The following is a 24,355-nucleotide window of genomic DNA, read 5'->3' on the forward strand; positions in this document are numbered from 1 at the left end:
GCAATGACCTCGCTGCCGACCGGCTCCGCCTACCGGACCACCGAGCGCACCAGCCCGACCCGTGGACGCGCGCGTGCTTCCTACGACCGCAAGCTGGTGCACGCGATACTCGACGAGGCATACGTGTGCCATCTGGGCTTCGTTCGCGACGGAGCACCGGTGGTGCTGCCGACCCTCTACGGCAGGGTCGGCGAGACCGTCTACGTCCACGGCTCCACCGGCTCCCGGCCACTGCGCATGGCCGGGGAGGCCGACCCCGGCCTGGAGGTCTGTCTGACCGTCACCCATGTGGACGGGCTCGTCCTGGCACGCTCCGCGTTCCACCACTCGATCAACTACCGCTCGGTCGTGATCCATGGCACCGCCCACCAGGTCACCGACCCGGAGGAGAAGACCACCGCCCTCGACGCCCTGGTCGACCATGTGATCCCCGGCCGCTCCGACGACTCGCGTCGGGCGAACGCCAGGGAACTCGCGGCCACCGCGGTGCTGCGTCTCGATCTCGACGAGGTCTCCGCCAAGTGCCGTACGGGGGGCCCCAACGACGAACCGGAGGACCAGTCCCTGCCGTACTGGAGTGGCGTGATCCCGCTGGCCCACGGCTACGGCCCGCCGGTCCCCGCGGACGACCTCGACCCGGCCGTCGCGCTGCCCGGCTATCTGCCCGCGCACCAGTCGTCAGGGACGCCGACGAGCCTCCGGCACACGGATGGCGCTCGGGCATGAGCAGGTCGGGCCCGTTCGTTCCACCGCCCGTGGAGCCATCGGCCCGCCTCGGGCGGCGGAACGCTGTCGCGGGCCCCGGCTGCGCGTACGGAGGTCGGGACCGGCCCGGGGCGGGCCTGCTCCATCGCACGGACCCGCCCCGCCTCCGGCTTCCTCCGCGTCAGACGGCGATTGCCTCGGCGCGGCCGCGCCCGAGAGCAGCCAGACGCGCCTCCTGCCAGGCCAGGCCCACAACGGCGGCCAGCAGCAGCAGCGTTCCGGCCACCGTTGCCGTGCTCAGTCGCTCGTCCAGCGCGGTCACCGCCAGCACCGCCGCACTCACGGGCTCGAGGAGCATCACCACGGAGACGGTCGCGGCGCGGACGGCGGCGGCGCCGGCGAAGTAGAGCGTGTACGCGAGCGCGGTCGGCACGGCGGCCACGTACACCAGCAGCCACAGCACCGTGACGGGCTCGGCTGTGTGCGGCAGGAGCCCCTCCATGAGCGCGAACGGCAGCATCCCGACCGCACCCACCGCAAACGTCCAGGCGGTGGTCGCCGGCGCGTCCCCGCTTCCGCCGTCGCGGCCGAGTCGGCGGGTCAGCAGGGCAATGGCCGCGTAACCCGTGGCCGAGAGCAACGCCAGTGCCACGCCGGCCGGGCGCACTGTGCCGCCGTCGCCGGCGAGTACCAGCACGCAGAGTCCGGTGAGTGCACCGGTGACGGCGGCGATCCCGCCGCGTCCGAGTCGCTCCCCCATGGTCAGCCTCGCTCCGAGGGCGATGAGAACGGGGCCCGCTCCGAGCGTGACGACCGTGGCGACGGCCAGCCCCGTCTGTTCGACGGCCGCGAAGTAGGCGCTCTGAAACATCGTCAGACCGATGCCGGTGCCGAGAATCCGCAGCAGACGGCGGCGCCGGGGCTCGGCGCTCGTGCAGGACCTGCGCGGGCGCAGCGCGAGCGCGGCGCCGAGCAGCACCAGTCCGCCGAGGCACCGCCAGAACGACAGGGCGAGCGGGCCGAGGTCGCTGATCCCGAAGACCAGCGAGGCGGCGGCCCCGGCGGTCCCCCAGGCCACACCCGCGACGACGAGGTAGAAGAGGCTGCGTCCGACCGGCAGACCGGAGGCAGGGCTGGTTGAAGGCTTCGACACGTGATCTCTCCGTGCTGAGTGTCCGGGGGCAGCCCCCGGGGCCCTCCCCCTGCGTCAGGGGGCGTGGGAAACCCCACGACGGACCGGTGAAGACAGGACAGGTGGCCGCTGGGCTCCGCACACGGGCAGCGACGAACCGCCCGGGGGACATGACAACCCGGGCCCGGTCTTCGTCAGCGGATGGCCGCCCGCGCTACGCGGCGGGCGGCGGAAGGACGGTCGAATGCATGTCCGGAACCCTATGCCGCGGCCCGTCCGGCCGACAACTCCTCGCGGTCCACCGCTCCGCCGGGTCCGGGACCGCCTGCCACGGGCCCCGACGGCGCCTTCGGTGTGGACGACTGGGCGATGAACGCGCCGACCAGGACCACTGCCCCGCCGAGGATCTGCGGCGCCGACAGATGCTCTCCCAGCAGCACCCATGCCAGCACGGTCGCGATGACCGCCTCCAGACAGGCGACCACACCCGCCACCTGAGGGGACAGCCGCCGGACCGAGATGACACCGGTGACGTACGCGACGACTGTCGCCATCAGCACGATCCAGCCGAGCAGCAGCGCGGCCGGGACGGCCGTGCCGTCCATGGCCGCGTCGTCGGCCAGTACCGCCCAGTCCATGCTCCAGGGGCGTGCGATGACGGTCAGTACCAGGGCACCGACCAGCAGCCCGTAGGCGATCACACCGAGCGGGTCCGGGGCGTCGGCGTCGTCGCCCCCCTGGTCGGACAGGACGAAGTAGCCGACCTGGCAGCACGCGGCGCCGACAGCCAGCAGCAGTCCGATCACATCGAAGCGGAGCCCCGACCACACCTCGACGACACAGGCCAAGCCCCCGACCGCGAGAACGACTCCGAGCGCGGCGGCCCTGGTGACCGGCCTTCGCTGGACGAATCGGACCCAGACGAGAACAAGTGCAGGGGCGAGGTATTCGACGAGCAGCGCCACCCCGACCGGGATACGGGAGATCGACGCGAAGTAGAACGCCTGGACACCGGCGACGGCGAGCAGTCCGAAGCCGGCGAGCAGGGCCGGCTTGCGTATCAGCAGGTCGCGGTGGCGCCAGGCAATGGGGAGCATGACGAGGGCGGCGCCGGCCACCCTGAGCCACACCACATGCAGCGGGTCGAGTCCCGCCTCGATGAGCGGCTTGGCCGCCACACCCGAACCACCGAACGCGAAGGCCGACACCAGGGCGAGTCCCAGGCCGGCGCTCCTTCCCTGAGACGCAAGCACCGGCACATCATGACAGGTCGCGACAGGAGCGTCACGCCTGTGACGCCTGTTGAGACAGCTTCCCGGCGCGGCTCCCCAGCCAGGCACTGTCCACCCCTGCACGCTCGAGCACTTCCACGGCCCGGCAGCGCCGGTCCGCGGCGATCGCCCCCAGCAGATCGAGACCGGCGGCGCGCGTCTCGCCGCGCAGTGCCGCCCGCTCCAGCGCGTACTCCATGGCGGCGGAGGCGGAAGGGGACCAGCCGGCGGCCCCGACGCCCCGGGCCGGCGCAAGCGCGGCGGAGCCCTCGACCGAACCCTGCCAGCGCAGCCCGTAGCCGATGCTGCGCTGCACGAGATATCCGAGCACACGGGCGACCTGCCCCGTACCGGCGAAAGCGGCTCGCACCTCGGCGTCCGCCTCCATCAGGGAGTGCAGCAGATGAGCGGTGTCGATCTGACGGTCACCGTCCCGCAGCGCTCGCCGGCGCGCGCCCGCGACCGCCGATGCCAGCTCTGCGGTGAGCCCGGCGTCGGTCCCGGCACGGAGGAACTCGAATTGCGGGGACACCCGCGGGACAGGGATCTGCACTCTTCCACCCCATCAGGCTCCCGTGGCCCGGGCATCCCCGTCCGGGAGCATTCCCGCGTCCCACGGAGGTTGGGCTTCCTCGGTGCCCCCTCCTCCCTGCGGATGAGACGCCACAGACCTGACGGCCCATCAGTATTGAATGTTCGAGGTCTCACGGCTACGTTCCGCGACATCCGCAACCCGACACGAAGGGGTGGTCGCATGGCCGAGGTCAGCGCGGAGGCGCGCATCGAGGCGCCCGCCGGCAAGGTCTGGGCGCAGCTGACGGACTTCGCCTCGTACGGCCGGTGGAACGCCACCCACACCAGCTTCCCGCAGGGCGGCCCCGGCACGCTGGAGAAGGGCGCGACCTTCGCGGAGAACATGAAACTGATGGGCTTCCCGGCCGAAGTGACCTGGACGGTCGACGAACTGGAGCCGGAACGGGTCCTGGCGATCAAGGGCAAGGGGCCGATGGGCGTCACCGTGGGCACCCGTTACGCACTCACACCCGACGGCGGCGCCACGAAGGTCCGCATAGACGGGGAGTTCACCGGTGCGGCCGTGTCGCTGATGGCGGGCAAGCTCAAGGACTCGGCGACCGCCGCACTCAACGAGTCCCTGCGCAAGCTGGGCGGGCTGGTGGCCTGAGCAGGCCGCACAGCAGAAGGGCCCCACCGGGAGACGGGGCCCTTCACCTGCCGGCCGGGAGCCGGCCCCGACGCGAACCGAGGTACTGCCGTCGGGTCGGACACAGGGCCCGGACTCGCGGACCGACCGGCCACGGCCGGACGATGCGGTCGGCCGATCACACGCCGGGACCTCGCAACGTGCGTCAGTGCTCGCCGGCCAGGATCAGATACAGCTTCTTGCGGGCTTCGTTGATGACGGCGACCGCCTTCATCCGCTGATCCGGAGTACCGGTCTTCCAGACCTGGCTGAACGCCTCCATCAGGCCGAAGCCGGCCTGCCGGATCTCGTTCATGGCCTCCCAGTCGATACCACGACCGGCTTCCTCCCACGGCGCGTCAGGACCGGAGTCGGCCTCGGCCCGCCCGGTGTCGGTGAGCGTGAACAGCTTCTTGCCGCCCTCGCTCTCACTGACGATCAACCCCTCGTCCTCCAGCAGCTGGAGCGTGGGGTAGACGGAGCCGGGACTGGGCTTCCAGGCCCCCGCACTGCGCTCGCCGATCTCCTGGATCATTTCGTAACCGTGCATCGGCCGGTCCTTCAGCAGCGCAAGGATCGAGGCGCGCACATCACCGCGCCGCGCCCTCCCCCTGCCGCCGCCGCGGCCGCGCCCGCCGGCCCACGGAGGCCCGCCGAACCCCGGTCCGAAAGGACCGAAGGCGGCACGCCGCCCTTCGAAGTCGCCCGGACCCTGATGACCCGGCCCGCAGTTGCCATGTCCATGTGAACGCATCGCTACGCTCCTTCCATCGTTGATCTGTCGCGATGCGTCAACGATATATCGGAATGTTTCGCTTGGCAATGGTGAGCAGGGCCACCATCCGGGGATTGGCCTTGGCCTGCGGCTTTGCCGGAGCCCTACGGTCATCGGCATGCGGATTCAAATCGTGGACGCCTTCACCGACCGGCCCTTCAGCGGAAACCCGGCAGGGGTGCTCCTCCTGGACGCACCGGCCTTCCCCGACGACGGCTGGCTCCAGTACGTGGCACGGGAGGTGAACCTCTCCGAGACCGCCTTCGCCCACCGGATCCCGGGCGGTGGCGACGCCGACTGGGCGCTGCGCTGGTTCACCCCGGCCGCCGAAGTCGACATGTGCGGTCATGCCACGCTGGCCACCGCCCATGTACTGAGCAGCACGGGGACCGCGGCGGGAACCGTGCGCTTCGCCGCGCGCTGCGGGATCCTCAGTGCCGCGACCCACGAGGACGGCTCGATCACCCTGGACTTCCCGGTCTCGCCGCTCAGCCGTACGGACGCCCCGTTCGGGGTCGCCAAAGCACTGGGTGCGGCTCCGCTCACGGTTCTCGACACCGGCCCGCACATCGGGGATCTGCTCGTCGAGCTGGCGGACGAGGCGACCGTGCGCGGCCTGGTACCCGACATCCCCGCCCTGGCAACCCACTCGAGCCGGGGCGTCATCGTCACCGCCCCGGCCGAGGACCCGGACCGCGGCTACGACTTCGTCTCTCGGGGCTTCTTCCCGAACGTCGGCATCGACGAGGACCCGGTCACCGGCAGCGCACACACGGCGCTGGCGCCGTTCTGGTCCGCCAGGCTCGGGCGTCAGGAGCTGACAGGACTCCAGGCGTCCGCGCGCTCCGGCCTCGTGCACACGGCGCTGCGCGGCGACCGCGTGCTCCTCACGGGACGGGCCGTGACCGTGATCGACGGGGAGCTGCTCGCGAAGCCATGACGGACGAGGGCCGTACGGCTGCGGCAGCCGTGCCGGCACCCGTCCGGGCGGCTCACATCGTCGGCAGCCAGCTCACCTTGCCGGCGAGCAGTGCGTATCCGACGAAGGCCACGATATCGAGAAGTCCGTGTGCCACCACCAGGGGGCCCACCCGGCCCCACCGCCGGTAGAGCAGCACGAAGACCACGCCCATCACCATGTTCCCGACGAAACCGCCGATCCCCTGGTACAGGTGGTACGAGCCGCGCAGCACGGAGCTGGCAACGAGCGCCGCCATCGGCGTCCAGCCCAATTGCCCCAGCCTGCGCAGCAGATACCCGACGACGATCACTTCCTCCACCACGGAGTTCTGCAGCGCGGAGAGGATCAGGACCGGGTACTTCCACCACACCTGGGGCAGGGCCTCGGGGACAACGGTGAGATTGAAGCCCGCCGCCCTGGCGATCAGATAGAACGCGAGCCCGGCACCACCGATCCCCGCGGCCACCAGTGCGCCCCGCCCCAGGTCGGGCCAGGGCCTCGTGCGGTCGAGGCCGACTGCCTTGAGCCCGCCCGCGCCTTCCCGCAGGAGCAGGTGGGCCACGAGCGCAACGGGGACGAGGGCCGTGGCGATGCCGAACAGCTGCCAGGCGAGGTCGAGCCAGGGCCGCCCGGGGGCGTACGAGCTGTTGAGCGTCGCGGCCTGGTCCTTGAGACCGCCCGGTTTCGTCAATGAGCCCATAAAGCTGATCAGTGACGACAAGGCGCTGGCGCCGAGTGAGAGCGCGAGGACGATCAGCGTCTCGGACCGCAGGATCCTCCGCGACAAACCCCCCTCGGGGAGCGAACCGGCCACTCGTCCCGCTTCCGCCTGCACAGCTGCCTCCCGTTGGCTCGTACCGCCGTCACAGCTTGCCCGACGACAGTACGGCGGACGAAGGCAGGCCCCGTGGGAAGGCGGCCGGGCGGCCCGGGCCTCAGCCCTCCGGACCGGCCGGCCAGGTGTGCACGGGGTCGCCCAGCCGCATCAGCTCGCAGTACCGACGGGTGACGACCGCCAGCGCGGCCTCCCGGTCCAGTCCGGACTCCATCGCCCGGTGGAAGGCCTCCACCTGCCAGGACGCCCCGTTCACCCGGCGTCGGCACCGCCCCTCGATGACTCCGAGGTGGAGGTCGCGGTCGGCGGGCTCCACGTTCCAGGCGTCGAGCCCCGCTGCGGCCAGCGGAAGCAGCTCGTCGCGCACGAGCTTGACCGCAGGCACCCGCGTCATGCCGCCGCTGCGGCCGGGGCGCGGCCACAGGAGCTCGGCGTCGATGCCGTGGCGGCATGCGGTGTCGAAGTTGTCCGCGGCCACCTCGAACGGCATCCGCGTCCACACCGGGCGTGTCTCTTCCGCGAGTGCCCGCACCAGTCCGTAGTAGAAGGCCGCGTTCGCCACGACATCGGTGACCGTCGGCCCGGCGGGAAGCACCCGGTTCTCGACGCGAAGATGCGGAACACCGTCGGCCAGTCCGTACACCGGGCGGTTCCAGCGGTAGACGGTCCCGTTGTGCAGGGCGAGCTCCTGGAGGCGCGGCACGCCGCCGTCGTCGAGCACCCGCAGCGGATCCTCCTCGTCGCAGATCGGCAGCAGCGCGGGGAAGAAGCGCAGGTTCTCCTCGAAGAGCTCGTACGCCGAGCCGATCCAGCGCTCACCGAACCAAGTACGTGGCCGCACGCCCTGCGCCTGGAGCTCGGGCGGCCGGGTGTCCGTCGCCTGCTGGAAGAGCGGCGGCCGGGACTCGCGCCACAGCTCCCTGCCGAAGAGGAAGGGCGAGTTGGCGCCGACGGCGATCTGGACCGCGGCGATGGCCTGGGCAGCGTTCCACACCTGCGCGAAGCGGCCGGGTGTCACCTGGAGGTGCAGTTGCACGGAGGTGCAGGCCGCCTCGGGCGCGATCGACGCAGACGTACAGTGCAGCCGCTCGACGCCGTCGATGTCGAGGGTGAAGTCCTCGCCCCGCGCGGCGAGGATCTGGTCGTTGAGCAGGACGTAGCGGTCGACGTCCGAAAGATTCGCGGAGACCAGATCATTCCGGCCGAGGGTCGGGAGAATACCGATCATCACGATGCCGGCACCGAGCTCGGTGGCTTTGCGGTGGGCATATCCCAGACCGGCCCGCAGCTCCTCCGTCAGCTGGTCGAGGACACGTCCGCCCAGGCGGTGCGGCGCTATGTTGACCTCCAGGTTGAACATTCCCAGTTCGGTCTGGAAATCCCGGCTGGCTATCCGGTCGAGCACCTCGGCATTCATCATCCGCGGCAGACCGTCGGCTCCTGCAAGATTCAGTTCGATCTCCAGGCCCATCAGATTCTTGGGCCGGTCGAATCGCTTCTCCGCCAGGAGCCTCCCCAGTCCCGCGAGGCACTGCTGGAGCTTCCTCCGGTACCTTTGCCGATCGGACAGGTCGAACCCGCCTGCCACGACCTTCTCCCCCATCGAAGCACCCTTCCTCGAGTGGGCGGCCTGCGGCTCCGGCCGCTCGCGTCACGGACGATAATGCCCAGACCGACTGATCCATAACGCCCCGCGCGCGATGGCGGGGCGTTAGTCTTGTTCCCGCTCTCGCCGGGCACATTCCGGCGGCATGGTGCACTGTGCAGTTACCACCGTCCGGAACCTGGTGAAAAACCACGATGGGATTCGGCCGACCGCGGCAGGGGTAACACACCAGGTGACGCTTGTGCGTTCATGGAAAACCACCAGGAACTGCCCAAGAAAAAGTCCTGATCCAGTCTTGCCCGCAATACCGGGGACGGCTAGCAGAAACATTGCGTGAACACGGGTCGTATAAACTCCGCGAACGAGGCAGAGAGTTGGCGCCCGGCCATGGCCTTCAAGCCCCCTCTGGCCCACGCTGACAGTGCCGTCCGCACCTGCCCTCGCATCACCGTGTCTCTTGAGTGAGAGGCGACCCACCATGCCGCTGCACGTCCCCCCGCCACCCGCGCCTGCCCTGCGCAGCGTCCTCGCAGCACTCGGATCCCCCGCCGCAGTCCGCGAGGCCCCCACCCCCGCACTCCGCTCCGTCCAGGGAACAGTGACTCCCGAACTTCCGCTTCCCGTCCATGTCCTGGACCAGGTCGTGCCGCGCGCAGGACGTGCTCCAGGCACACGGTTGGCAGGCTGGCGGTTTCTGATCCGCAGCGGCGAGCGTTCCGTCGCGGCCGCGGACACGATGCTGACCCCGGACGGGTGGGCCTTCTCCCACTTCTTCGAGGGCCCGTACATCGCCTCGACCGAGCGGGCACTCCAACAGGCGGAGGCGCTGACAGACGGCTATCAGCCACGTCTGCTGTCCGTGCCCGAGCTCTACATGCTCACGCTGTGGCTGCACGGCGACACCGGGGCCGATCCCTCCGACGGCGTGCCCGCACCCGCCGATCTGCTGGTGCCGCTGGCGCCGGCCCCGCCGGGTATCGCCGCGCACCGGCCGCACCGGGTCGCCGACCTGCTGCCGGTGCTCACGCTGCGCGTGACGCCGGCGCCCCTGCTCGGTTCACCGGCCTGAACGGCGACTCCCAGGCGCCGCGCCCCGTGATCCGTCGATCACGGGGCGTCGCCATGCCCCGTCCGGACTAGCCCGGTCCGGCCACTGCGAACCATCCGAACAGATGGTGCAGTTGAGCTGAACCGTCCGCGCGGGTGATACGTCATTAAGTGGTAAGACGAGCTGCCGCGAAATCCCTGCGGATTCTCGCCCGTGGGGCAACACTGGGATCGGACCGACAGATACGGGGGGCGGCCCATGAACACCGCATCGAGCCGCAGCACACTCACATCGCAGCGAAAGAACCCATCCATGTGCCAGCACCAGCCACCCTGCCCATCAGCAAGCTCCGCCGACCGGGAGGCCGCCCGCCTCGTGGCGCACCACCCTGAACAGGGCTGGAGCCTGCTGTGCAACGGCGTCCTGCTCTTCGAGGACACCGGTGAGCTGCTTCCGGACGGGCAGATCATCGCCCCGCACCGGCCGCAGCAGGTGGCCACGGCGGCCTGAACCGGCCGGACCGGGGGGACGAACTGCCCCTCGGGGGTCCCTGGGCGCCTTCCGGCACAACCCCGGGGACTTCGGCATCCGGCAGAAGGGCCGACTCGGAGGCAGCTCCGAGCCGGCCCTGACGTATGTGCCGTGCCTGCGTCAGTTGTCGTACTCGTCGAGCGGCGGGCAGGAGCAGACCAGGTTGCGGTCACCGAAGGCGCCGTCGATCCGGCGCACCGGCGGCCAGTACTTGTCCGCGGCCTCGACGCCGACCGGGAACACCGCGTCCTCACGGCTGTACGAGTGGTCCCACTCCCCGCCGAGCGCCGCCGCGGTGTGCGGGGCGTTGCGCAGCGGGTTGTCGTTGGCGGGCCACTCGCCCGACGCGACCTTCTCGATCTCCGCACGAATGGCGATCATCGTTTCGCAGAAGCGGTCGATCTCGGTCAGGTCCTCGCTCTCGGTGGGCTCGATCATCAGCGTGCCGGCCACCGGGAACGACATCGTCGGCGCGTGGAAGCCGTAGTCGATGAGGCGCTTGGCGATGTCGTCGACGCTGACGCCGGTCGCCTTGGTGATCGGGCGCAGGTCCACGATGCATTCGTGCGCGACGAGCCCGGCCGGGCCGGTGTAGAGGACCGGGTAGTGGGGCTCCAGGCGCTTGGCGATGTAGTTCGCCGCGAGCACGGCCACCTGGGTGGCGCGCTTGAGACCCTCTCCGCCCATCAGACGGACGTACGCCCAGGAGATCGGCAGGATTCCCGCCGAACCCCACGGAGCGGCCGAGATCGGGCCGACACCGCTCTCCGGGCCCGCGGTCGGCTGGAGCGGGTGGTTCGGGAGGTAAGGGGCGAGGTGCGCGCGGACGCCGACCGGGCCGACACCCGGGCCGCCGCCGCCGTGCGGGATGCAGAAGGTCTTGTGGAGGTTCAGGTGGGAGACATCGCCACCGAACTTGCCCGGCTTGGCGAGACCCACCAGCGCGTTGAGGTTGGCTCCGTCGACGTACACCTGACCGCCGGCCTCGTGCACCTGCGCGCAGATGTCCGCGACATGCTCCTCGAAGACGCCGTGCGTCGACGGGTACGTGATCATCAGCACGGACAGCTCGTCGCGGTACTGCTCGATCTTGGCGCGCAGGTCTGCGACGTCGATCTCGCCGTCGTCCGCGGTCCTGACGACGACGACCTTCATGCCGGCCATCACGGCGCTCGCGGCGTTGGTGCCGTGCGCCGAGGACGGGATGAGGCAGACGGTGCGCTGCTCGTCGCCGTTGGCGCGGTGGTAGGCGCGCACCGCCAGCAGGCCCGCGAGCTCACCCTGCGAACCGGCGTTCGGCTGGATGGACACCTTGTCGTAGCCGGTGACCTCCGAGAGGCGGTCCTCCAGCTCATGGATCAGCGTGAGGTAGCCCTCCGCCTGCTCCACCGGTGCGAAGGGGTGGATCTGCCCGAACTCCGGCCAGGTCACCGGCTCCATCTCGGTGGTCGCGTTCAGCTTCATCGTGCAGGAGCCGAGCGGGATCATGCCCCGGTCCAGCGCGTAGTCACGGTCGGCGAGCCTGCGCAGGTAGCGCAGCATCGCGGTCTCGGAGCGGTGCGCGTGGAAGACCGGGTGCGTGAGGACGTCGTCCGTGCGCAGCAGCCCGGCCGGAAGGGTGTCGTCGACCGTCGCGTCGAGCGCCTCGATGTCACCCTCGACGCCGAAGGCGGACCAGACGGCGGTCAGCTGGGCGCGGCCGGTGGTCTCGTCGCACGAGATCGAGACATGGTCTGCGTCCACGAGGTGCAGGTTGACGCCGTTCTCGCGGGCGGCGGCAAGGACGTCGGCGGCCTTGCCGGGGACCCGGGCGGTCAGCGTGTCGAAGTAGGCGCCGTGCACGAGCTCGACTCCGCCCGCGCGCAGCCCCTCGGCGAGGATCGCGGCGTACCGGTGGGTGCGCTGCGCGATCGTCCGCAGACCCTGGGGGCCGTGGTAGACGGCGTACATCCCGGCCATCACGGCGAGCAGCACCTGCGCGGTGCAGATGTTGCTGGTCGCCTTCTCACGGCGGATGTGCTGCTCACGGGTCTGCAGGGCGAGACGGTAGGCCTTGTTGCCGTCCGCGTCGACGGAAACACCGACGAGGCGGCCGGGCAGGCTGCGGGCGTGCTTGTCCTGGACCGCCATGTAACCGGCGTGCGGGCCTCCGAAGCCCATCGGAACGCCGAAGCGCTGGGTGGTGCCGACGGCGATGTCCGCGCCGAGCTCGCCGGGAGAGGTGAGCAGCGTCAGCGCCAGGAGGTCGGCGGCCACAGTGACGATCGCGCCGAGCCCGTGGGCCTGCTCGATGACCGGCCTGAGGTCACGGACGGCTCCGGATGCGCCGGGGTACTGGAGCAGGACACCGAAGACACCGCGCTCGACGGCCTCCGCGGGAATGCCCTTGCTCAGATCCGCGACGACGACCTCGACACCGGTCGGTTCGGCACGGGTCTCGATCACCGCGATGGTCTGCGGCAGGGCGTCGGCGTCGACCAGGAACACGCCGTTCTTGACCTTGCCGACGCGCCGCGACAGCGCCATGGCCTCGGCGGCCGCGGTGCCCTCGTCGAGCAGCGAGGCACCGGAAGTGGGCAGTCCGGTCAGGTCGGCGACCATCGTCTGGAAGTTGAGCAGCGCCTCGAGGCGGCCCTGCGAGATCTCGGGCTGGTACGGCGTGTACGCGGTGTACCAGGCCGGGTTCTCCATGACGTTCCGCAGGATGACCGGCGGGGTGAAGGTGCCGTAGTAGCCGAGGCCGATCATCGGGGCCAGGACCTGGTTGCGGTCCGCGAGGGAGCGCAGCTCGGCCAGGACCTCGGCCTCGGTACGGGCGTCGGGCAGCCCGAGCGCCTCGGCGCTCTTGATCACGTCCGGTACGGCGGCGGCGGTCAGCTCGTCGAGTGATCCGTAGCCGACCTGGGCGAGCATCTTCGCCTGGGCCTCGGCGTCGGGCCCGATGTGGCGCTGCTCGAAGGGCGTGCCCTGCTCCAGCCGTGAGAGCGGAGTGCGGTTGGCGGTCATGTGAGGCCTCCTGGTCGATGCGACCTGCGAGGGGCACCACGGCGCGGGTGCCCGGACGGCCTCCCCCTCTGTCATCTAACCTGAGAGCTTCACCGGTCCGCCCGCCCGCTCGCCGGCATTCCGGTTTTCACCGTCGGTGAGAGCGGACGCCATCGGACGTCCGCTCTGCTTTTCAGAGTGACCTCGTCCGTGCGGTACGGGGGCCTGAGAGATTCCGGGGAGGATTTGCTCCTTCGGCGTCTCCGGTACATGACCGGAGCACTCTCCCGCACGGGGTCAGCAGCCGTCTGCCAGCGTACCAGCGAGGCCTTGGCCAAAGCTGTCGAGTGGCCGAGGCCACAATTGTGCATTTTCGTAGTACTTACGGAGCAGTGCGACCGGTTGGAGGGACCGTGCAGACCGATATCGATCCGCGCAGCCTGATAGGCCGCAAGGCGTTCGACCGCAATGGCACCAAGATCGGGACCGTGGACGAGGTCTATCTCGACGACGCGACGGGAGTACCCGAGTGGGCGGCCGTGCGCACCGGGCTGTTCAGCAGGGACGCATTCGTCCCGCTGGAGCCCAGCGAGCTCGCCGGCGACGGCCTCCACATCCCCTTCGAGCGGGCACTGATCAAGGACGCCCCCGACTTCGGCGTCGGCCGGCATCTCTCCCCCGAACAGGAACTGCAGCTGTACCACCACTACGGACTCGACCTCCCCGCTCCCCCGGAGAAGCCCTCGCCGTCCGGTGGCCCGGATCCGGCCGCCCCGGACTCCACGGGGGACCGCGACTTCGGACGGCTGGCCGGCCACGACGACTGATCCGGTGACGACGGATCCGGGGCGGCGGAAGCCGTCGGCGGATCCTCCACCGACGGGTGGTCCGGCTCCTGCCTGACCAGCGGCAGCGGCTCCGACGGCTCGAGCTCGGGGTCGTCGACCGAGAACGTCCGCACTCGTCCCGGCACCGTCGACCAGGGCTCCTCGAAACGGACCGTGACCCGCCCGAGCCCACTGCCCTGCACCCAGCCCGCCCCGTACCGGGCGTGCTGCACATCGCGCCCGGCGGCCCAGCGCCGCTCGGGTCTCGGCTGCGGCTCGGGAGGCTCCGGGTCCTCGGGCACACCCCCGGGGCCGGGCACGGCGCTCTCATGTGCGCCGGAGCCGCTCTCCCCCGCGGCAGCCTGCGCGAACAGGTCCTCCTGGGTGTAGTCGGCGAGGCCGCTCACCCCCACGCCGAGCAGACGCACCCCGCCCGTGGTGTCCACCGACTCCAGCAGCCGCGCTGCAGCCTCCCGCACCACTGTTGTGTCGTCGGTCGGCCCGCGCAGGGTCTCCGACCGGGTCAGCGTCGAGAAGTCGAACCGCCGCACCTTCAGCACGATGGTCCGCCCCGAGTGTCCGGACGCCCGCAGCCGCTGGACGCAACGCTCGGCGAGCCGCTCGACCTCGAGTCTGATCCGCACCCTGTCGTGCAGATCCACGTCGAAGGTGTCCTCGACCGAGACCGATTTCGCGTCACGCTCGGCAACGACGGGCCGGTCGTCGTGCCCCATCGCCATCCGGAACAGCACCGCCCCGTGCGCCTTGCCCAGCAGGCGTACGAGCTCGTCCTCACCGGCCTCCGCCAGTTCGGCGACCGTGGTCATCCCCGCCCGGCGCAGATGCTCCCCGGTCGCGGGCCCGACCCCGGGCAGGGTCCGCACCGGCATGGGCCACAGCAGCTCCCGCTCCGTCCCCGGCTCGATCAGCACGAGACCGTCGGGCTTCGCCTGCTCGGATGCGATCTTCGCCAGCATCTTCGAGCCGGCAAGGCCCACCGAGCCGGTCAACCCGGTGGCCGCATGAATGTCCCTGCGCAGCCGCTCAGCGGCCTCCCGTGCCGAGCGCGAGTCATCGGCCGCCCCACCCGCCTCCAGGTCCACAAACGCCTCGTCGAGGCTCAGTGGCTCCACCAGCGGCGACAGACGCCCGAGCAATTCCATCACCTTGTCGCTGACCGACCGGTACAGCGAGAACCGCGGCACCAGGTACGCGGCATTGGGGCAGAGCCGCCGCGCCTGGGCCATCGGCATGGCCGAATGCACGCCGAAACGCCTCGCCTCGTACGACGCCGTCGCCACCACTCCACGCGGCCCCAGTCCGCCGACCACGACCGGTTTTCCGCGCAGACTGGGCTTCGCCGCCTGCTCGGCGGCGGCGAAGAACGCATCCATGTCCAGATGCAGAATCGTCGGCGCGGATCTCACACCTCTGATGCTGCCGTACACCACTGACAGTCGGCCGTGCGCAGCTCAGGTGCACCGTGCGATGCGTCCGTGCGGCGAACCAACGCCTCCGCGTCCCCCGGCAGACACCGGAACCCTCTGCTCACACGGCCCGGTCGCGGCGGCGCCTGGCAAGCTCGTCCGCCGGATTGTGCCCGACCAGCGTCTCGCCGGTGTCGATGCGCTCGCCGTGCAGCTGGGACAGTGCCGCTTCGACGTCCCGCCACACCACGCCCACGGCGATCCCGAAGACGCCTTGGCCGCCCTGCAGAAGATCCACGACCTCGTCGGGCGAGGAGCACTCGTAGACGGTCGCCCCGTCGCTCATCAGCGTCATCCGGTCCAGATCGGTGAAGCCGCGGGCCCGCAGATGCTGCACCGCCGTCCGGATGTTCTGGAGGGCGACGCCGGTGTCCAGGAATCGCTTCACGATCTTGAGAACGACGACGTCCCGGAAGCTGTACAGCCTCTGACTGCCTGATCCATAGGCAGGACGCACACTCGGCTCCACGAGTCCGGTGCGTGCCCAGTAGTCGAGCTGCCGATAGGTGATACCGGCCGCGGCGCACGCGGTCGGTCCCCTGTAGCCGATGTCCTCGGTCGAGGAGTCGGCCGTCGAACTCATGTGAAGCGGATACGGCTCGCCCGCCCCCGGACTCACTCCGAGGGAACCCCCTGCCGTACCGTCGCCGCTGCTTCTCACGCCGACCTCCGTCCTTGACCTGCCTTCTCGACGGTAGGCAGTCACCTGGGGCGCGTCAACGATCGCCACACTCGGCACGCCGAGTGATAATCACCCTGAGAGTGGTTTTGCGTGGCCCGATCCGGGGAACGGATGGCCGGATGCGCGGCTTCACCCGGTGAGCGCCGTCCCGCGAAGGGCAAGCAGGTCACTGACTGCTGGAGCCGAAGTCCTCGGGCGAGATCTGGTCGAGGAACTCGCGGAACTTCTCCACCTCGTCCTCCTGCTCGTCCGGGATCGCGATGCCGGCGTCGTCCAGCACGCCGTCACTGCCGTAGATGGGCGTGCCGGTGCGCAGCGCGAGGGCTATGGCGTCGGACGGACGGGCGCTGACCTCGACGCCGCTGGCGAAGACCAGCTCGGCGTAGAACACGCCTTCACGAAGGTCCGTGATGCGGACTTCGGTGAGCTCCTGCCCAACGGCCTCCAGCACGTCCTTGAACAGGTCGTGGGTCAGCGGCCTGGCGGGGGCCATGCCCTGCTGCGCGAAGGCGATCGCGGTCGCCTCCCCGGGGCCGATCCAGATGGGGAGGTACCGGTCGCCTCCCACTTCGCGCAGGAGCACGATCGGCTGGTTGGAGGGCATTTCCACCCGGACACCCACAACGTCGAGCTCGTTCACACAGCAACCCTAGGACGTGCCCGGCAGGTTTGGGTAGTCGGGCAGCCCCAAGATCGGCACAAGACCGGGGCGGGATCAGCGCAACCGGACACCCAGGGCGGTCTGGACCAGCGCGGCATGGAGCCGGACGGACAGGTCCGCGAGTTCCTTCGTGGTCGCCTCGGCATGGGCCCTGGTCTGCGGGTTGCGATGCCGGCGCAACGGGGCGACCACTTGTTCGACCAGTCCGGCCTCACGGTCCGCGGCCGCCTTCATGGCCCGCAGATGCCGGGGTTCCAGACCGAAACGGCCCATGTGCGCCACCAGTTTGGCCACGGTCACGGACTCGGCGTCATAACCGCCGTCCGCCGCAGGAGTGATGAGCCCGTAGGACTCCCAGGCCTCCAGCTCCGCCTCGGTCACCTCGGCGGCGGCCAGGAGTTCGGGGCGACCGACCCGGGCCGCCGTGGGCCCCTCCGGTCCGGCGCCCGCACCGGCAGGTCCCTGGTCCTGCAGCCCGCCGCCCCGGGGCAGGGGCGGAACGTCCTCGCCCCGGGCCTGGGCATCGAGATGCTCCCGGATGACCTTGAGGGGAAGATAGTGGTCCCGCTGCATACGCAGCACCTGGGCAAGTCGCTCGACATCGTCCGGGCTGAACTTGCGGTAACCCGAAGGAGTGCGCCGCGGCTCGACCAGCCCCTCCGCCTCCAGGAAACGGATCTTGGAGATGGTGACTTCGGGGAACTCTTCGCGGAGCTCGTGCAGCACCGCGCCGATGCTTACCAGCCGGTCGCCACGGGCGGTGCCTCGGTCGGCACCGCCCGTCGGTGTTGTTCGCAGCATGGACCTTCCCTGAGGGGTCACACGCCCCGCTGGCTCGAGTAGAAGACCAGCCGGTACTTTCCGATCTGTACCTCGTCGCCGTTCGAGAGCTGGACCGAGTCGATCGGCTCCCGGTTGACGTACGTGCCGTTGAGGCTGCCCACGTCCGTGACGGTGAAGGTGCCGTCGGGGGCCCTGCGGAACTCCACATGGCGCCGGGACACCGTGAAGTCGTCGAGGAAGATGTCGCTCTGCGGATGACGGCCCGCCGTGGTCAGCTCACCGTCGAGGAGGAAGCGGCTGCCCGAGTTGGGCCCGCGGCGCACGACGAGCAGCGCCGAGCCGAGAGGCAGCGCATCGACGGCCGCCTGGGCCTCGGGAGACAGCGAAGGAACGACCGTCTGCCCCGTCATCTCCGCGTCATAGGCTTCCAGACCCGAGATGGAGATCGTCGAGGTCGTCTCCGAGGCACGCTCCGGCTGCGCCCCGGCGCGCAGCGGCGCTCCGCAGTTGGAGCAGAAACGGCTGGTCTCGGCGTTGCGGTGCCCGCAACGCGTACATACCGGCATGGACGGATCCTCCTGCCGCGGCTGCCCCGCGGGGGCCTGGGACGCGTACGGGTCACCGGAGGGCAACCCTCCACCCGTACTTGAGGTTGACGGTTCTCCGAAACCTATGCGGCCGGGACCGGCAGGGTCAACAGCAGACGCGCCCTGTGTGCCGGGAATGTCACCGCCCGGTCCGGCGACCTCGTCGCGGAAGAGCGGGCGCTCGCCGGCCTGCTCCTCCTCCTGCCCATGGCGCGGTGCGCGATGGCGGGCGTTGTCGCTGCCCTCGCGTGCACTCTTGCCGAACAACTTCGCAAACAACTTCACGGGCGATTCCCCTTGACCGAAACAGACCCGCCCGTGGGGCAGGAATCCTGAATGAACACACCTGCCGACCCGGACATCCTCACAACGTCCGTACCCTCCGGACAGTTTCCACCACGCTGCACGCTTACGATGCGTCGACCCCCCGCAACCTCTTGCCCTCGTCCAGCAGCCCCATGCGCCCCTCGTCTCACTGGGAGGACGACCGAGCGTAGTCAGGCCGTTCCACCCGTCGCAAGGCGTCCACAACGATCTTCTCCGACCGGGTCACAGTGGCCGTGGCCTGCTCCTTCTCCAAGGTCTGGACCACACCACCCGGGATGTTGAGCGCGGGCTCCAGGTCCTGCGGCTTGCCGATGACCTCGAACCGATAGGGCGCGGCGATCTTCTTCCCGTCGATCCGGATGTCACCGCCTCCGCCGGAGAAGTACGAATCGGCGACGACCCGGACGTCATTGACCTGGATGGCCTCGGCGCCCGCGGCACGCAGCTCCTGGATGGCATCCAGCAGCATGTCGGGCTCGACAGCTCCGGACCCGTCCTCGATGCTCAGTGCGATCCCCGGTCCGGTGGCCGCCACCGTACCGGCAAGGATGCCCAGCTGCCGCTCCTTTTCCTGCGTCTGCCTGCGCGCCTCTTCCGCCTGGTCCGAGCTGGTCTCCAGCTCGGTCCGCTGGTCCTCCAGACGCTGCTTCTCATCCTCTAGACGCGTGGTGCGGTCATCGAGTTCATCCAGGATGCGCACCAAATCCTCCTGGCGGGCACCGCGCAGCGCACTGTTGTCGCTCGTCGACTGGACCTGGATGGCGAGACCGAGGCCCAGCACGAACAGCAGGAGGGCGACGACGAGTTGGGCGCGGGTGACACGGGGCGGCCAGAGCCCGGCGATCAGTCGCTGGCGACCGGTCAGCCCGTCAGGGGCCTGCCCGCCCTGCTCGTCAGGCCGCTCGGCCTCGTCCTGGCTCTCCTGCCCCGGCAGACCGGCTCGCTCGTGCGGCCCTGCCTCATCGCCCGAAGCGTCCGGCCCCGGCAGAGCCGCCTGCTCGCCGGGCGGGCCGGCCGGCTCCCGTCGCTCCGCCCGGTCCTGCCCGGGCTGCGGCTCCTTCGTGGTCCTTACGTCGTCCTGCGACAGACCCTCGGTATCCATCTGCTCGTCGTCCCGCATCGGCCTCACGCCCGGAACACGTGCCGGCGAATGGCGGCCGCGTTGGAGAAGATCCGGATACCGAGCACCACCACGACACCCGTCGAGAGCTGTGCGCCGACTCCCAGCTTGTCGCCGAGGAACACGATCAGAGCCGCGACCACGACGTTCGACAGGAAGGAGACCACGAAGACCTTGTCGACGAAGATTCCGTCGAGCATGGCGCGCAATCCGCCGAATACCGCGTCGAGGGCCGCGACCACGGCGATCGGAAGGTAGGGCTCGACCACCGCCGGCACTTCGGGGCGGAGCAACAGTCCTGCCACGACTCCCACGACGAGGCCCAGTACGGCGATCACGATGTGCCCTTCCCAGTCTCTGCCATGCCCTTCCCGCTGCCGCTTCCGGCATCGGGGGTCCTCGGCTCTGCGGTTCGAACGATCAGGCTCGGCGCGGCAGGCAGCCGCACCTCTTCCTGGGCGGAAATGCTGGTACGGATGCCGAAGTTCTCCTGCAGCGCATGGAGGTACTGGCCGTCGGCACTGTCCTGGAAGGCGGTGCTCAGCTTGTTCCCGTCCCCCACCGCCAGCACGGTGTACGGCGGCACCAGCGGTCTGTTGTCGACCAGTATCGCGTCACCGGCCGCACGGATCGCGGACAGGGCGGTCAGCCTCTGCCCGTTGATGGCAACGGCCTCCGCGCCGGCCTGCCAGAGACCATTGACGACCCGCTGCATGTCCCGGTCACGCACCCGGCCCGTATCGGAGAAGCCGCTGCTTTCCCGCGGTCCGCCACCGTCGGAATCCGCGCCCTTGGCGTCGTCGACGACCAGCTTGATACCGGGGCCGCGGACCTCCGTACCCCCCGAGAGCAGCGCGACGAGGTCCCCCTGTCCCCCGCCCTGGTGCTGCAGCGCCTTGCGCTGCCGGTCTCCCACCTCGTCCCGGAGCCGTTCGACTTCGGCCTCGAGGTCGTCGGCCGCCGAAGTCTCCGCGTCGATCCGGTCGATGAGCTCCTCGCGCTCCTTCGCCACCACCGGTGCCGATATCCGCGCCTGGGCCGCTCCCAGCGTGACCACCAGGGCCGCGAGTACGAGCCCGGCCGCAAGGCCCAGCTTGGCGCGCAGGGTCCTGGGAAGTCCGCCGCCCTCTGCGTCCCTGCGGGCCGCCGCCTCCGCATAGCCGTCGTCGAGGCTGTGGTCCATGACATTGGTCAGCAGCGACATCGACGCATCGGGACGCGGTGGTGGTGAGGCTGTGCTCCGAACGGGGGGCTGCTGCGGCATGCCGCACATCGTCGCATGTCGCAACCGCTACCGCCGAATGGCCCCACCGTTGTGCCGGGAGGCAGGTCACGCCACCTCCCGGCACACGGCATTCGTCCCTCAGTCGCCAGTGCTCTCCACGACGGCTGCCCACTCGTCGAGCAGTGCTTGAGCGGATGCGTCATCGGGGCCTTCCGCCCACAGATGGGTGACGGCTTCGGCAGGATCGGGCAGGACCATCACCCAACGTCCGTCGGCCTCGACCACCCGGACCCCGTCCGTGGTGTCGACGGAACGGTCTCCCGCCTCCTCCACGACCCGGCGCATCACGAGGCCCTTCACCGCCCACGGTGTCGCCATGTCCCGGCGCAGCACATGCGCCCGTGGAATCCGGGCATCGATCTGGCTCAGCGTGAGCTGTGTCCGGGCCACCAGAGCGAGCAGCCGTACAAAGGCCGCCGTTCCGTCGAACACGCTGCTGAATTCGGGAATGATGAAGCCGCCGCGCCCGTCCCCACCGAAAATGGTGGACTCCTCCCGGCCGACCCTGGTGAGGTCGTCCGGCGATGTCGTGGTCCATTCGACCTGGGTGCCGTGGTACGCCGCGACCTGCTCGGCGATCCGCGTCGTCGTCACCGGCAGGGCGACCCGTCCACTGCGCCGCTCCGCGGCAACGAGGTCGAGCATGACCAGCAGGGCACGGTCGTCCTCGATGATCCGGCCTCGCTCGTCGACGAGGGAGAGCCGCTCACCGACGGTGTCGAAGCGCACCCCGAACGCCGCTCTCGCCGACGCCACGATCTCCCCGAGCCTCACGAGCCCCTTTCTGCGCGCGTCGCCCGTCTCGGTGGGCCTGGACTCGTCGAGACCTGGATTGATCGTCAGGGCGTCCACGCCGAGTCGGCCGAGCAGGCTCGGCAGCACAAGGCCGGCGCTGCCGTTCGACGCATCGACCACGACCTTGAGGCCCGCGTCGGCAATCCCCGTCGTATCGACATTGCGCAGCAGCGATCCGGTGTACGAGTCGAACACGCTGGCAGGGAAGTACAGGTCCCCGATCTCACCGGGGAACGCCCGCCGGTACTCCTGACGCGCGTACACCCTGTCCAGCTTCCGCTGCCCGGCCTGGGAGAGGTCCGCCCCGCGCTCGTCGAAGAACATGATGTCGACGGAGTCCGGTACCCCGGGCGAGGTGCGGATCATGATCCCGCCGGCGCTTCCGCGTGCCGTCTGCTGGCGCGCCACGGGCAGCGGCACGTTCTCGAGGTCGCGTACGTCGATGGCGCTGGCCTGGAGCGCGGAGATGACAGCGCGTTTCAGTGCCCGGGCGCCACGGGAATGATCACGCGCCGTGGTGACGGTGGCGCCTTTCTTGAGGGTGGTGGCGTACGCGCCCGCCAGCCGTACGGCCAGCTCCGGCGTGATCTCCACATTGATGATCCCGGAGACACCTCGGGCACCGAAGAGATGCGCCTGGCCGCGCGACTCCCAGATCACCGACGTGTTGACGAAGGCGCCCGCCTCGATCGTCTTGAACGGGTACACCCGCACATTGCCCTGAACGATCGATTCTTCGCCGATCAGGCACTCATCACCGATGACGGCACCGTCCTCGATGCGACAGGCCCTCATGATGTCGGTGTTCTTGCCGATCACGCAGCCGCGCAGATTGCTGTGCTGCCCGATGTAGACGTTGTCGTGAATGACGGCCCGGTGGAGGAAGGCACCGCTCTTCACGACCACGTTGGAGCCGACCACCGTGTGCTCGCGGATTTCCACGCCGGCTTCGACCTTGGCGTAGTCGCCGATGTACAGGGGCCCTCGGAGCACGGCGTCGGGGTGGACCTCGGCGCCCTCGGCCACCCACACCCCGGGCGAGATCTCGAAGCCGTCGAGCTCCACGTCGACCTTGCCCTCGAGAACGTCGGCCTGTGCCTTCACATAGCTCTCGTGCGTGCCCACGTCCTCCCAGTAGCCCTCGGCGACATAGCCGTAGATCGGCTTGCCCTCCTTCATGAGCTGCGGGAAGACATCTCCGGACCAGTCCACGGGTACGTCGGCCTCGACATAGTCGAAGACCTCGGGCTCCATGACGTAGATGCCGGTGTTGACCGTGTCCGAGAAGACCTGCCCCCAGGTCGGCTTCTCAAGGAATCGCTCGACCTTTCCCTGCTCGTCCACGATCGTGATACCGAATTCAAGCGGATTCGGTACCCGAGTCAGACACACGGTGACCAGTGCGCCCTTCTCCTTGTGGAAGGAGATGAGATCGGTCAGATCGAAGTCGGTGAGGGCGTCACCCGAGATGACGAGGAATGCGTCGTCCTTCAACGCCTCCTCGGCGTTCTTCACACTGCCCGCGGTGCCGAGTGGCTTCTCCTCGTTGGCATAGGTCAGCTCCATCCCCAGTTCCTCGCCGTCGCCGAAATAGTTCTTGACGAGAGAGGCGAGAAACTGGACGGTTACAACGGTCTCATTGAGCCCATGCCGCTTCAGCAAGCGCAGCACATGCTCCATGATCGGCCTGTTGGCCACCGGAAGCAGTGGCTTGGGCATGCTCGAGGTCATGGGGCGAAGTCGTGTTCCTTCGCCACCAGCCATCACGACGGCCTTCATGTCGGAAGCGTCCTCCTTGAAGAGACGACGGTCCAGCCGACTTCACCCGTCCGGGAAGGCCTTCAATGTCACGTGCGGCCCGGCGGACTCTGCACAGCTCCGTGCAAACGGCTCAATCGGCCACGGCATCAGCCTTGACGAGTCGGCGGACCTGGACCACGTAGAGGATCCCTGCCCACCAGTAGAGAGTTGTACCCCATCCTGCGAACGCCCATCCGAAAACAGCGGCGAGTGACGCAAGCCACGTGTTTCCGTCACTGAGCAGGAGCAGCGGAAACGCGTACATCAAGTTGAAGGTAGCCGCCTTGCCCAGGAAGTTCACCTGGGGAGGCGGATAGCCGTGCCGGCGGAGGATCCACACCATCACCAGCAGCATCAGCTCCCGGGCCAAAAGTGCCGCGGTGAGCCATAGCGGCAGGATCCCGCGCCAGGTGAGCCCCACGAGAGTGGAAAGGATGTAAAGGCGGTCGGCAGCAGGGTCAAGGATCCGGCCCAGGCTGCTGATCTGGTTCCAACGGCGCGCCAGCTTGCCGTCGAGATAGTCGCTGACGCCGCTCAGCGCAAGGACGAGCAGCGCCCATCCGTCCATCTTCGGTCCGCCGAACTCCGGCAGGAGGATCAACCACAGGAACAGCGGCACCCCGAGCAGGCGGGCCATGCTGAGGATGTTGGGGATGGTGAGCACCCGGTCCGTCTGAACGCGAGTCTCCTGGACCTCCACCCGGGGGCCTCCTGTGGGAACGTGTCTACGATGTGCTTCCTGACCCTACCCTCAGCTCTCCGGGAATCGTACAGAGGGGTGACGGGACTCGAAGAAGCCTGTTAAACACAAAAAGGCCGTGGTTCCCGGATCGAAATCCAGGAACCACGGCCCAATAATTGTTCGGCGGTGTCCTACTCTCCCACAGGGTCCCCCCTGCAGTACCATCGGCGCTGAAAGGCTTAGCTTCCGGGTTCGGAATGTTACCGGGC

General features: G+C 69.4%; 22 protein-coding genes, 1 rRNA gene, 1 pseudogene and 2 riboswitches. Of the genes and pseudogenes, 6 read left to right on the plus strand and 18 right to left on the minus strand.

Annotation, left to right across the window (positions count from 1 at the left end; translation table 11 throughout):
* Positions 1 to 3: 3 nt before the first annotated feature.
* Complete coding sequence (locus tag AC068D_RS30320; protein WP_478826292.1) at positions 4 to 726, plus strand: pyridoxamine 5'-phosphate oxidase family protein; 723 nt, start codon at positions 4 to 6, stop codon at positions 724 to 726.
* Positions 727 to 886: 160 nt separating this feature from the next.
* Here AC068D_RS30320 and AC068D_RS30325 read toward each other — a convergent pair whose 3' ends face one another.
* The 3 genes from AC068D_RS30325 to AC068D_RS30335 all read right to left on the minus strand — a co-directional run bounded on the left by AC068D_RS30325 (position 887) and on the right by AC068D_RS30335 (position 3,661).
* Positions 887 to 1,858, minus strand: coding sequence for a DMT family transporter (locus AC068D_RS30325; protein WP_478826293.1), 972 nt, complete (start codon positions 1,856 to 1,858; stop codon positions 887 to 889).
* 239 nt (positions 1,859 to 2,097) lie between these two features.
* Positions 2,098 to 3,090: an EamA family transporter gene (locus AC068D_RS30330; RefSeq protein WP_478826294.1), complete on the minus strand. Its 993-nt coding sequence runs from the start codon at positions 3,088 to 3,090 to the stop codon at positions 2,098 to 2,100.
* Between the two features lie 31 nt (positions 3,091 to 3,121).
* A complete protein-coding gene (locus AC068D_RS30335) occupies positions 3,122 to 3,661 on the minus strand; it encodes a peptidase (RefSeq protein ID WP_478826295.1) in 540 nt (179 codons plus the stop codon).
* Between the two features lie 201 nt (positions 3,662 to 3,862).
* Between AC068D_RS30335 and AC068D_RS30340 the strand changes: the two genes are divergently transcribed.
* Complete coding sequence (locus tag AC068D_RS30340) at positions 3,863 to 4,291, plus strand: type II toxin-antitoxin system Rv0910 family toxin (protein WP_478826296.1); 429 nt, start codon at positions 3,863 to 3,865, stop codon at positions 4,289 to 4,291.
* A gap of 184 nt (positions 4,292 to 4,475) precedes the next feature.
* Here AC068D_RS30340 and AC068D_RS30345 read toward each other — a convergent pair whose 3' ends face one another.
* Positions 4,476 to 5,063, minus strand: coding sequence for a PadR family transcriptional regulator (locus tag AC068D_RS30345; protein ID WP_478826297.1), 588 nt, complete (start codon positions 5,061 to 5,063; stop codon positions 4,476 to 4,478).
* Positions 5,064 to 5,202: 139 nt separating this feature from the next.
* Here AC068D_RS30345 and AC068D_RS30350 point away from each other — a divergent pair, with 139 nt between their 5' ends.
* On the plus strand, positions 5,203 to 6,024 hold the full coding sequence (locus tag AC068D_RS30350) for a PhzF family phenazine biosynthesis protein (RefSeq protein ID WP_478826298.1): 822 nt from the start codon (positions 5,203 to 5,205) through the stop codon (positions 6,022 to 6,024).
* A gap of 52 nt (positions 6,025 to 6,076) precedes the next feature.
* Here AC068D_RS30350 and AC068D_RS30355 read toward each other — a convergent pair whose 3' ends face one another.
* The gene (locus tag AC068D_RS30355; protein WP_478826299.1) at positions 6,077 to 6,880 is read right to left on the minus strand and encodes a CPBP family intramembrane glutamic endopeptidase; all 804 of its coding nucleotides are present in this window, start codon (positions 6,878 to 6,880) and stop codon (positions 6,077 to 6,079) included.
* Positions 6,881 to 6,980: 100 nt separating this feature from the next.
* Positions 6,981 to 8,483 carry a glutamate-cysteine ligase family protein gene (locus AC068D_RS30360; protein ID WP_478826300.1) on the minus strand — a complete coding sequence of 501 codons (1,503 nt, stop codon included), beginning with the start codon at positions 8,481 to 8,483 and terminating at the stop codon, positions 6,981 to 6,983.
* 481 nt (positions 8,484 to 8,964) lie between these two features.
* Between AC068D_RS30360 and AC068D_RS30365 the strand changes: the two genes are divergently transcribed.
* Positions 8,965 to 9,555 carry a hypothetical protein gene (locus tag AC068D_RS30365; protein WP_478826301.1) on the plus strand — a complete coding sequence of 197 codons (591 nt, stop codon included), beginning with the start codon at positions 8,965 to 8,967 and terminating at the stop codon, positions 9,553 to 9,555.
* A 291-nt stretch (positions 9,556 to 9,846) separates the two neighbouring features.
* The gene (locus tag AC068D_RS30370; RefSeq protein WP_478826302.1) at positions 9,847 to 10,044 is read left to right on the plus strand and encodes a DUF5999 family protein; all 198 of its coding nucleotides are present in this window, start codon (positions 9,847 to 9,849) and stop codon (positions 10,042 to 10,044) included.
* Between the two features lie 141 nt (positions 10,045 to 10,185).
* Here AC068D_RS30370 and gcvP read toward each other — a convergent pair whose 3' ends face one another.
* Entirely contained in the window at positions 10,186 to 13,071 is a 2,886-nt protein-coding gene (gene gcvP / locus AC068D_RS30375; protein ID WP_478826303.1) for an aminomethyl-transferring glycine dehydrogenase, read from the minus strand.
* 58 nt (positions 13,072 to 13,129) lie between these two features.
* Positions 13,130 to 13,253: riboswitch (glycine riboswitch) on the minus strand.
* Positions 13,254 to 13,350: riboswitch (glycine riboswitch) on the minus strand.
* Positions 13,351 to 13,538: 188 nt separating this feature from the next.
* Between gcvP and AC068D_RS30380 the strand changes: the two are divergent.
* Positions 13,539 to 13,595, plus strand: a pseudogene (locus AC068D_RS30380) (PRC-barrel domain-containing protein); the annotation flags it as partial.
* Positions 13,596 to 13,756: 161 nt separating this feature from the next.
* On the opposite strand, the gene AC068D_RS30385 reads toward AC068D_RS30380, so the two are convergent.
* The 11 genes from AC068D_RS30385 to rrf all read right to left on the minus strand — a co-directional run.
* The gene (locus AC068D_RS30385; protein WP_478826304.1) at positions 13,757 to 15,304 is read right to left on the minus strand and encodes a DNA polymerase IV; all 1,548 of its coding nucleotides are present in this window, start codon (positions 15,302 to 15,304) and stop codon (positions 13,757 to 13,759) included.
* Positions 15,305 to 15,425: 121 nt separating this feature from the next.
* Positions 15,426 to 16,025, minus strand: coding sequence for a MerR family transcriptional regulator (locus AC068D_RS30390; protein WP_478826305.1), 600 nt, complete (start codon positions 16,023 to 16,025; stop codon positions 15,426 to 15,428).
* A 187-nt stretch (positions 16,026 to 16,212) separates the two neighbouring features.
* Positions 16,213 to 16,686, minus strand: coding sequence for a bifunctional nuclease family protein (locus AC068D_RS30395; RefSeq protein WP_026281837.1), 474 nt, complete (start codon positions 16,684 to 16,686; stop codon positions 16,213 to 16,215).
* A gap of 75 nt (positions 16,687 to 16,761) precedes the next feature.
* A complete protein-coding gene (gene ftsR / locus AC068D_RS30400) occupies positions 16,762 to 17,508 on the minus strand; it encodes a transcriptional regulator FtsR (RefSeq protein ID WP_478826306.1) in 747 nt (248 codons plus the stop codon).
* 17 nt (positions 17,509 to 17,525) lie between these two features.
* Positions 17,526 to 18,362, minus strand: a complete 837-nt coding sequence (locus AC068D_RS30405; protein ID WP_478826307.1) for an FHA domain-containing protein — start codon at positions 18,360 to 18,362, stop codon at positions 17,526 to 17,528.
* A 187-nt stretch (positions 18,363 to 18,549) separates the two neighbouring features.
* Positions 18,550 to 19,506 carry a DUF881 domain-containing protein gene (locus tag AC068D_RS30410; RefSeq protein ID WP_478826308.1) on the minus strand — a complete coding sequence of 319 codons (957 nt, stop codon included), beginning with the start codon at positions 19,504 to 19,506 and terminating at the stop codon, positions 18,550 to 18,552.
* Between the two features lie 23 nt (positions 19,507 to 19,529).
* Complete coding sequence (locus AC068D_RS30415; protein WP_242332811.1) at positions 19,530 to 19,862, minus strand: small basic family protein; 333 nt, start codon at positions 19,860 to 19,862, stop codon at positions 19,530 to 19,532.
* Positions 19,859 to 20,788, minus strand: coding sequence for a DUF881 domain-containing protein (locus AC068D_RS30420; protein WP_478826309.1), 930 nt, complete (start codon positions 20,786 to 20,788; stop codon positions 19,859 to 19,861). Before AC068D_RS30420 ends, AC068D_RS30415 begins: the two co-directional genes overlap by 4 nt.
* Positions 20,789 to 20,887: 99 nt before the next feature.
* The gene (locus AC068D_RS30425) at positions 20,888 to 23,383 is read right to left on the minus strand and encodes a sugar phosphate nucleotidyltransferase (RefSeq protein ID WP_478826310.1); all 2,496 of its coding nucleotides are present in this window, start codon (positions 23,381 to 23,383) and stop codon (positions 20,888 to 20,890) included.
* 112 nt (positions 23,384 to 23,495) lie between these two features.
* On the minus strand, positions 23,496 to 24,104 hold the full coding sequence (clsA, locus tag AC068D_RS30430; RefSeq protein WP_478826311.1) for a cardiolipin synthase ClsA: 609 nt from the start codon (positions 24,102 to 24,104) through the stop codon (positions 23,496 to 23,498).
* A 160-nt stretch (positions 24,105 to 24,264) separates the two neighbouring features.
* Positions 24,265 to 24,355 (minus strand): 5S ribosomal RNA (gene rrf / locus AC068D_RS30435); the annotation flags it as partial.

The organism is Streptomyces sp. NPDC043861, from assembly GCF_056435905.1.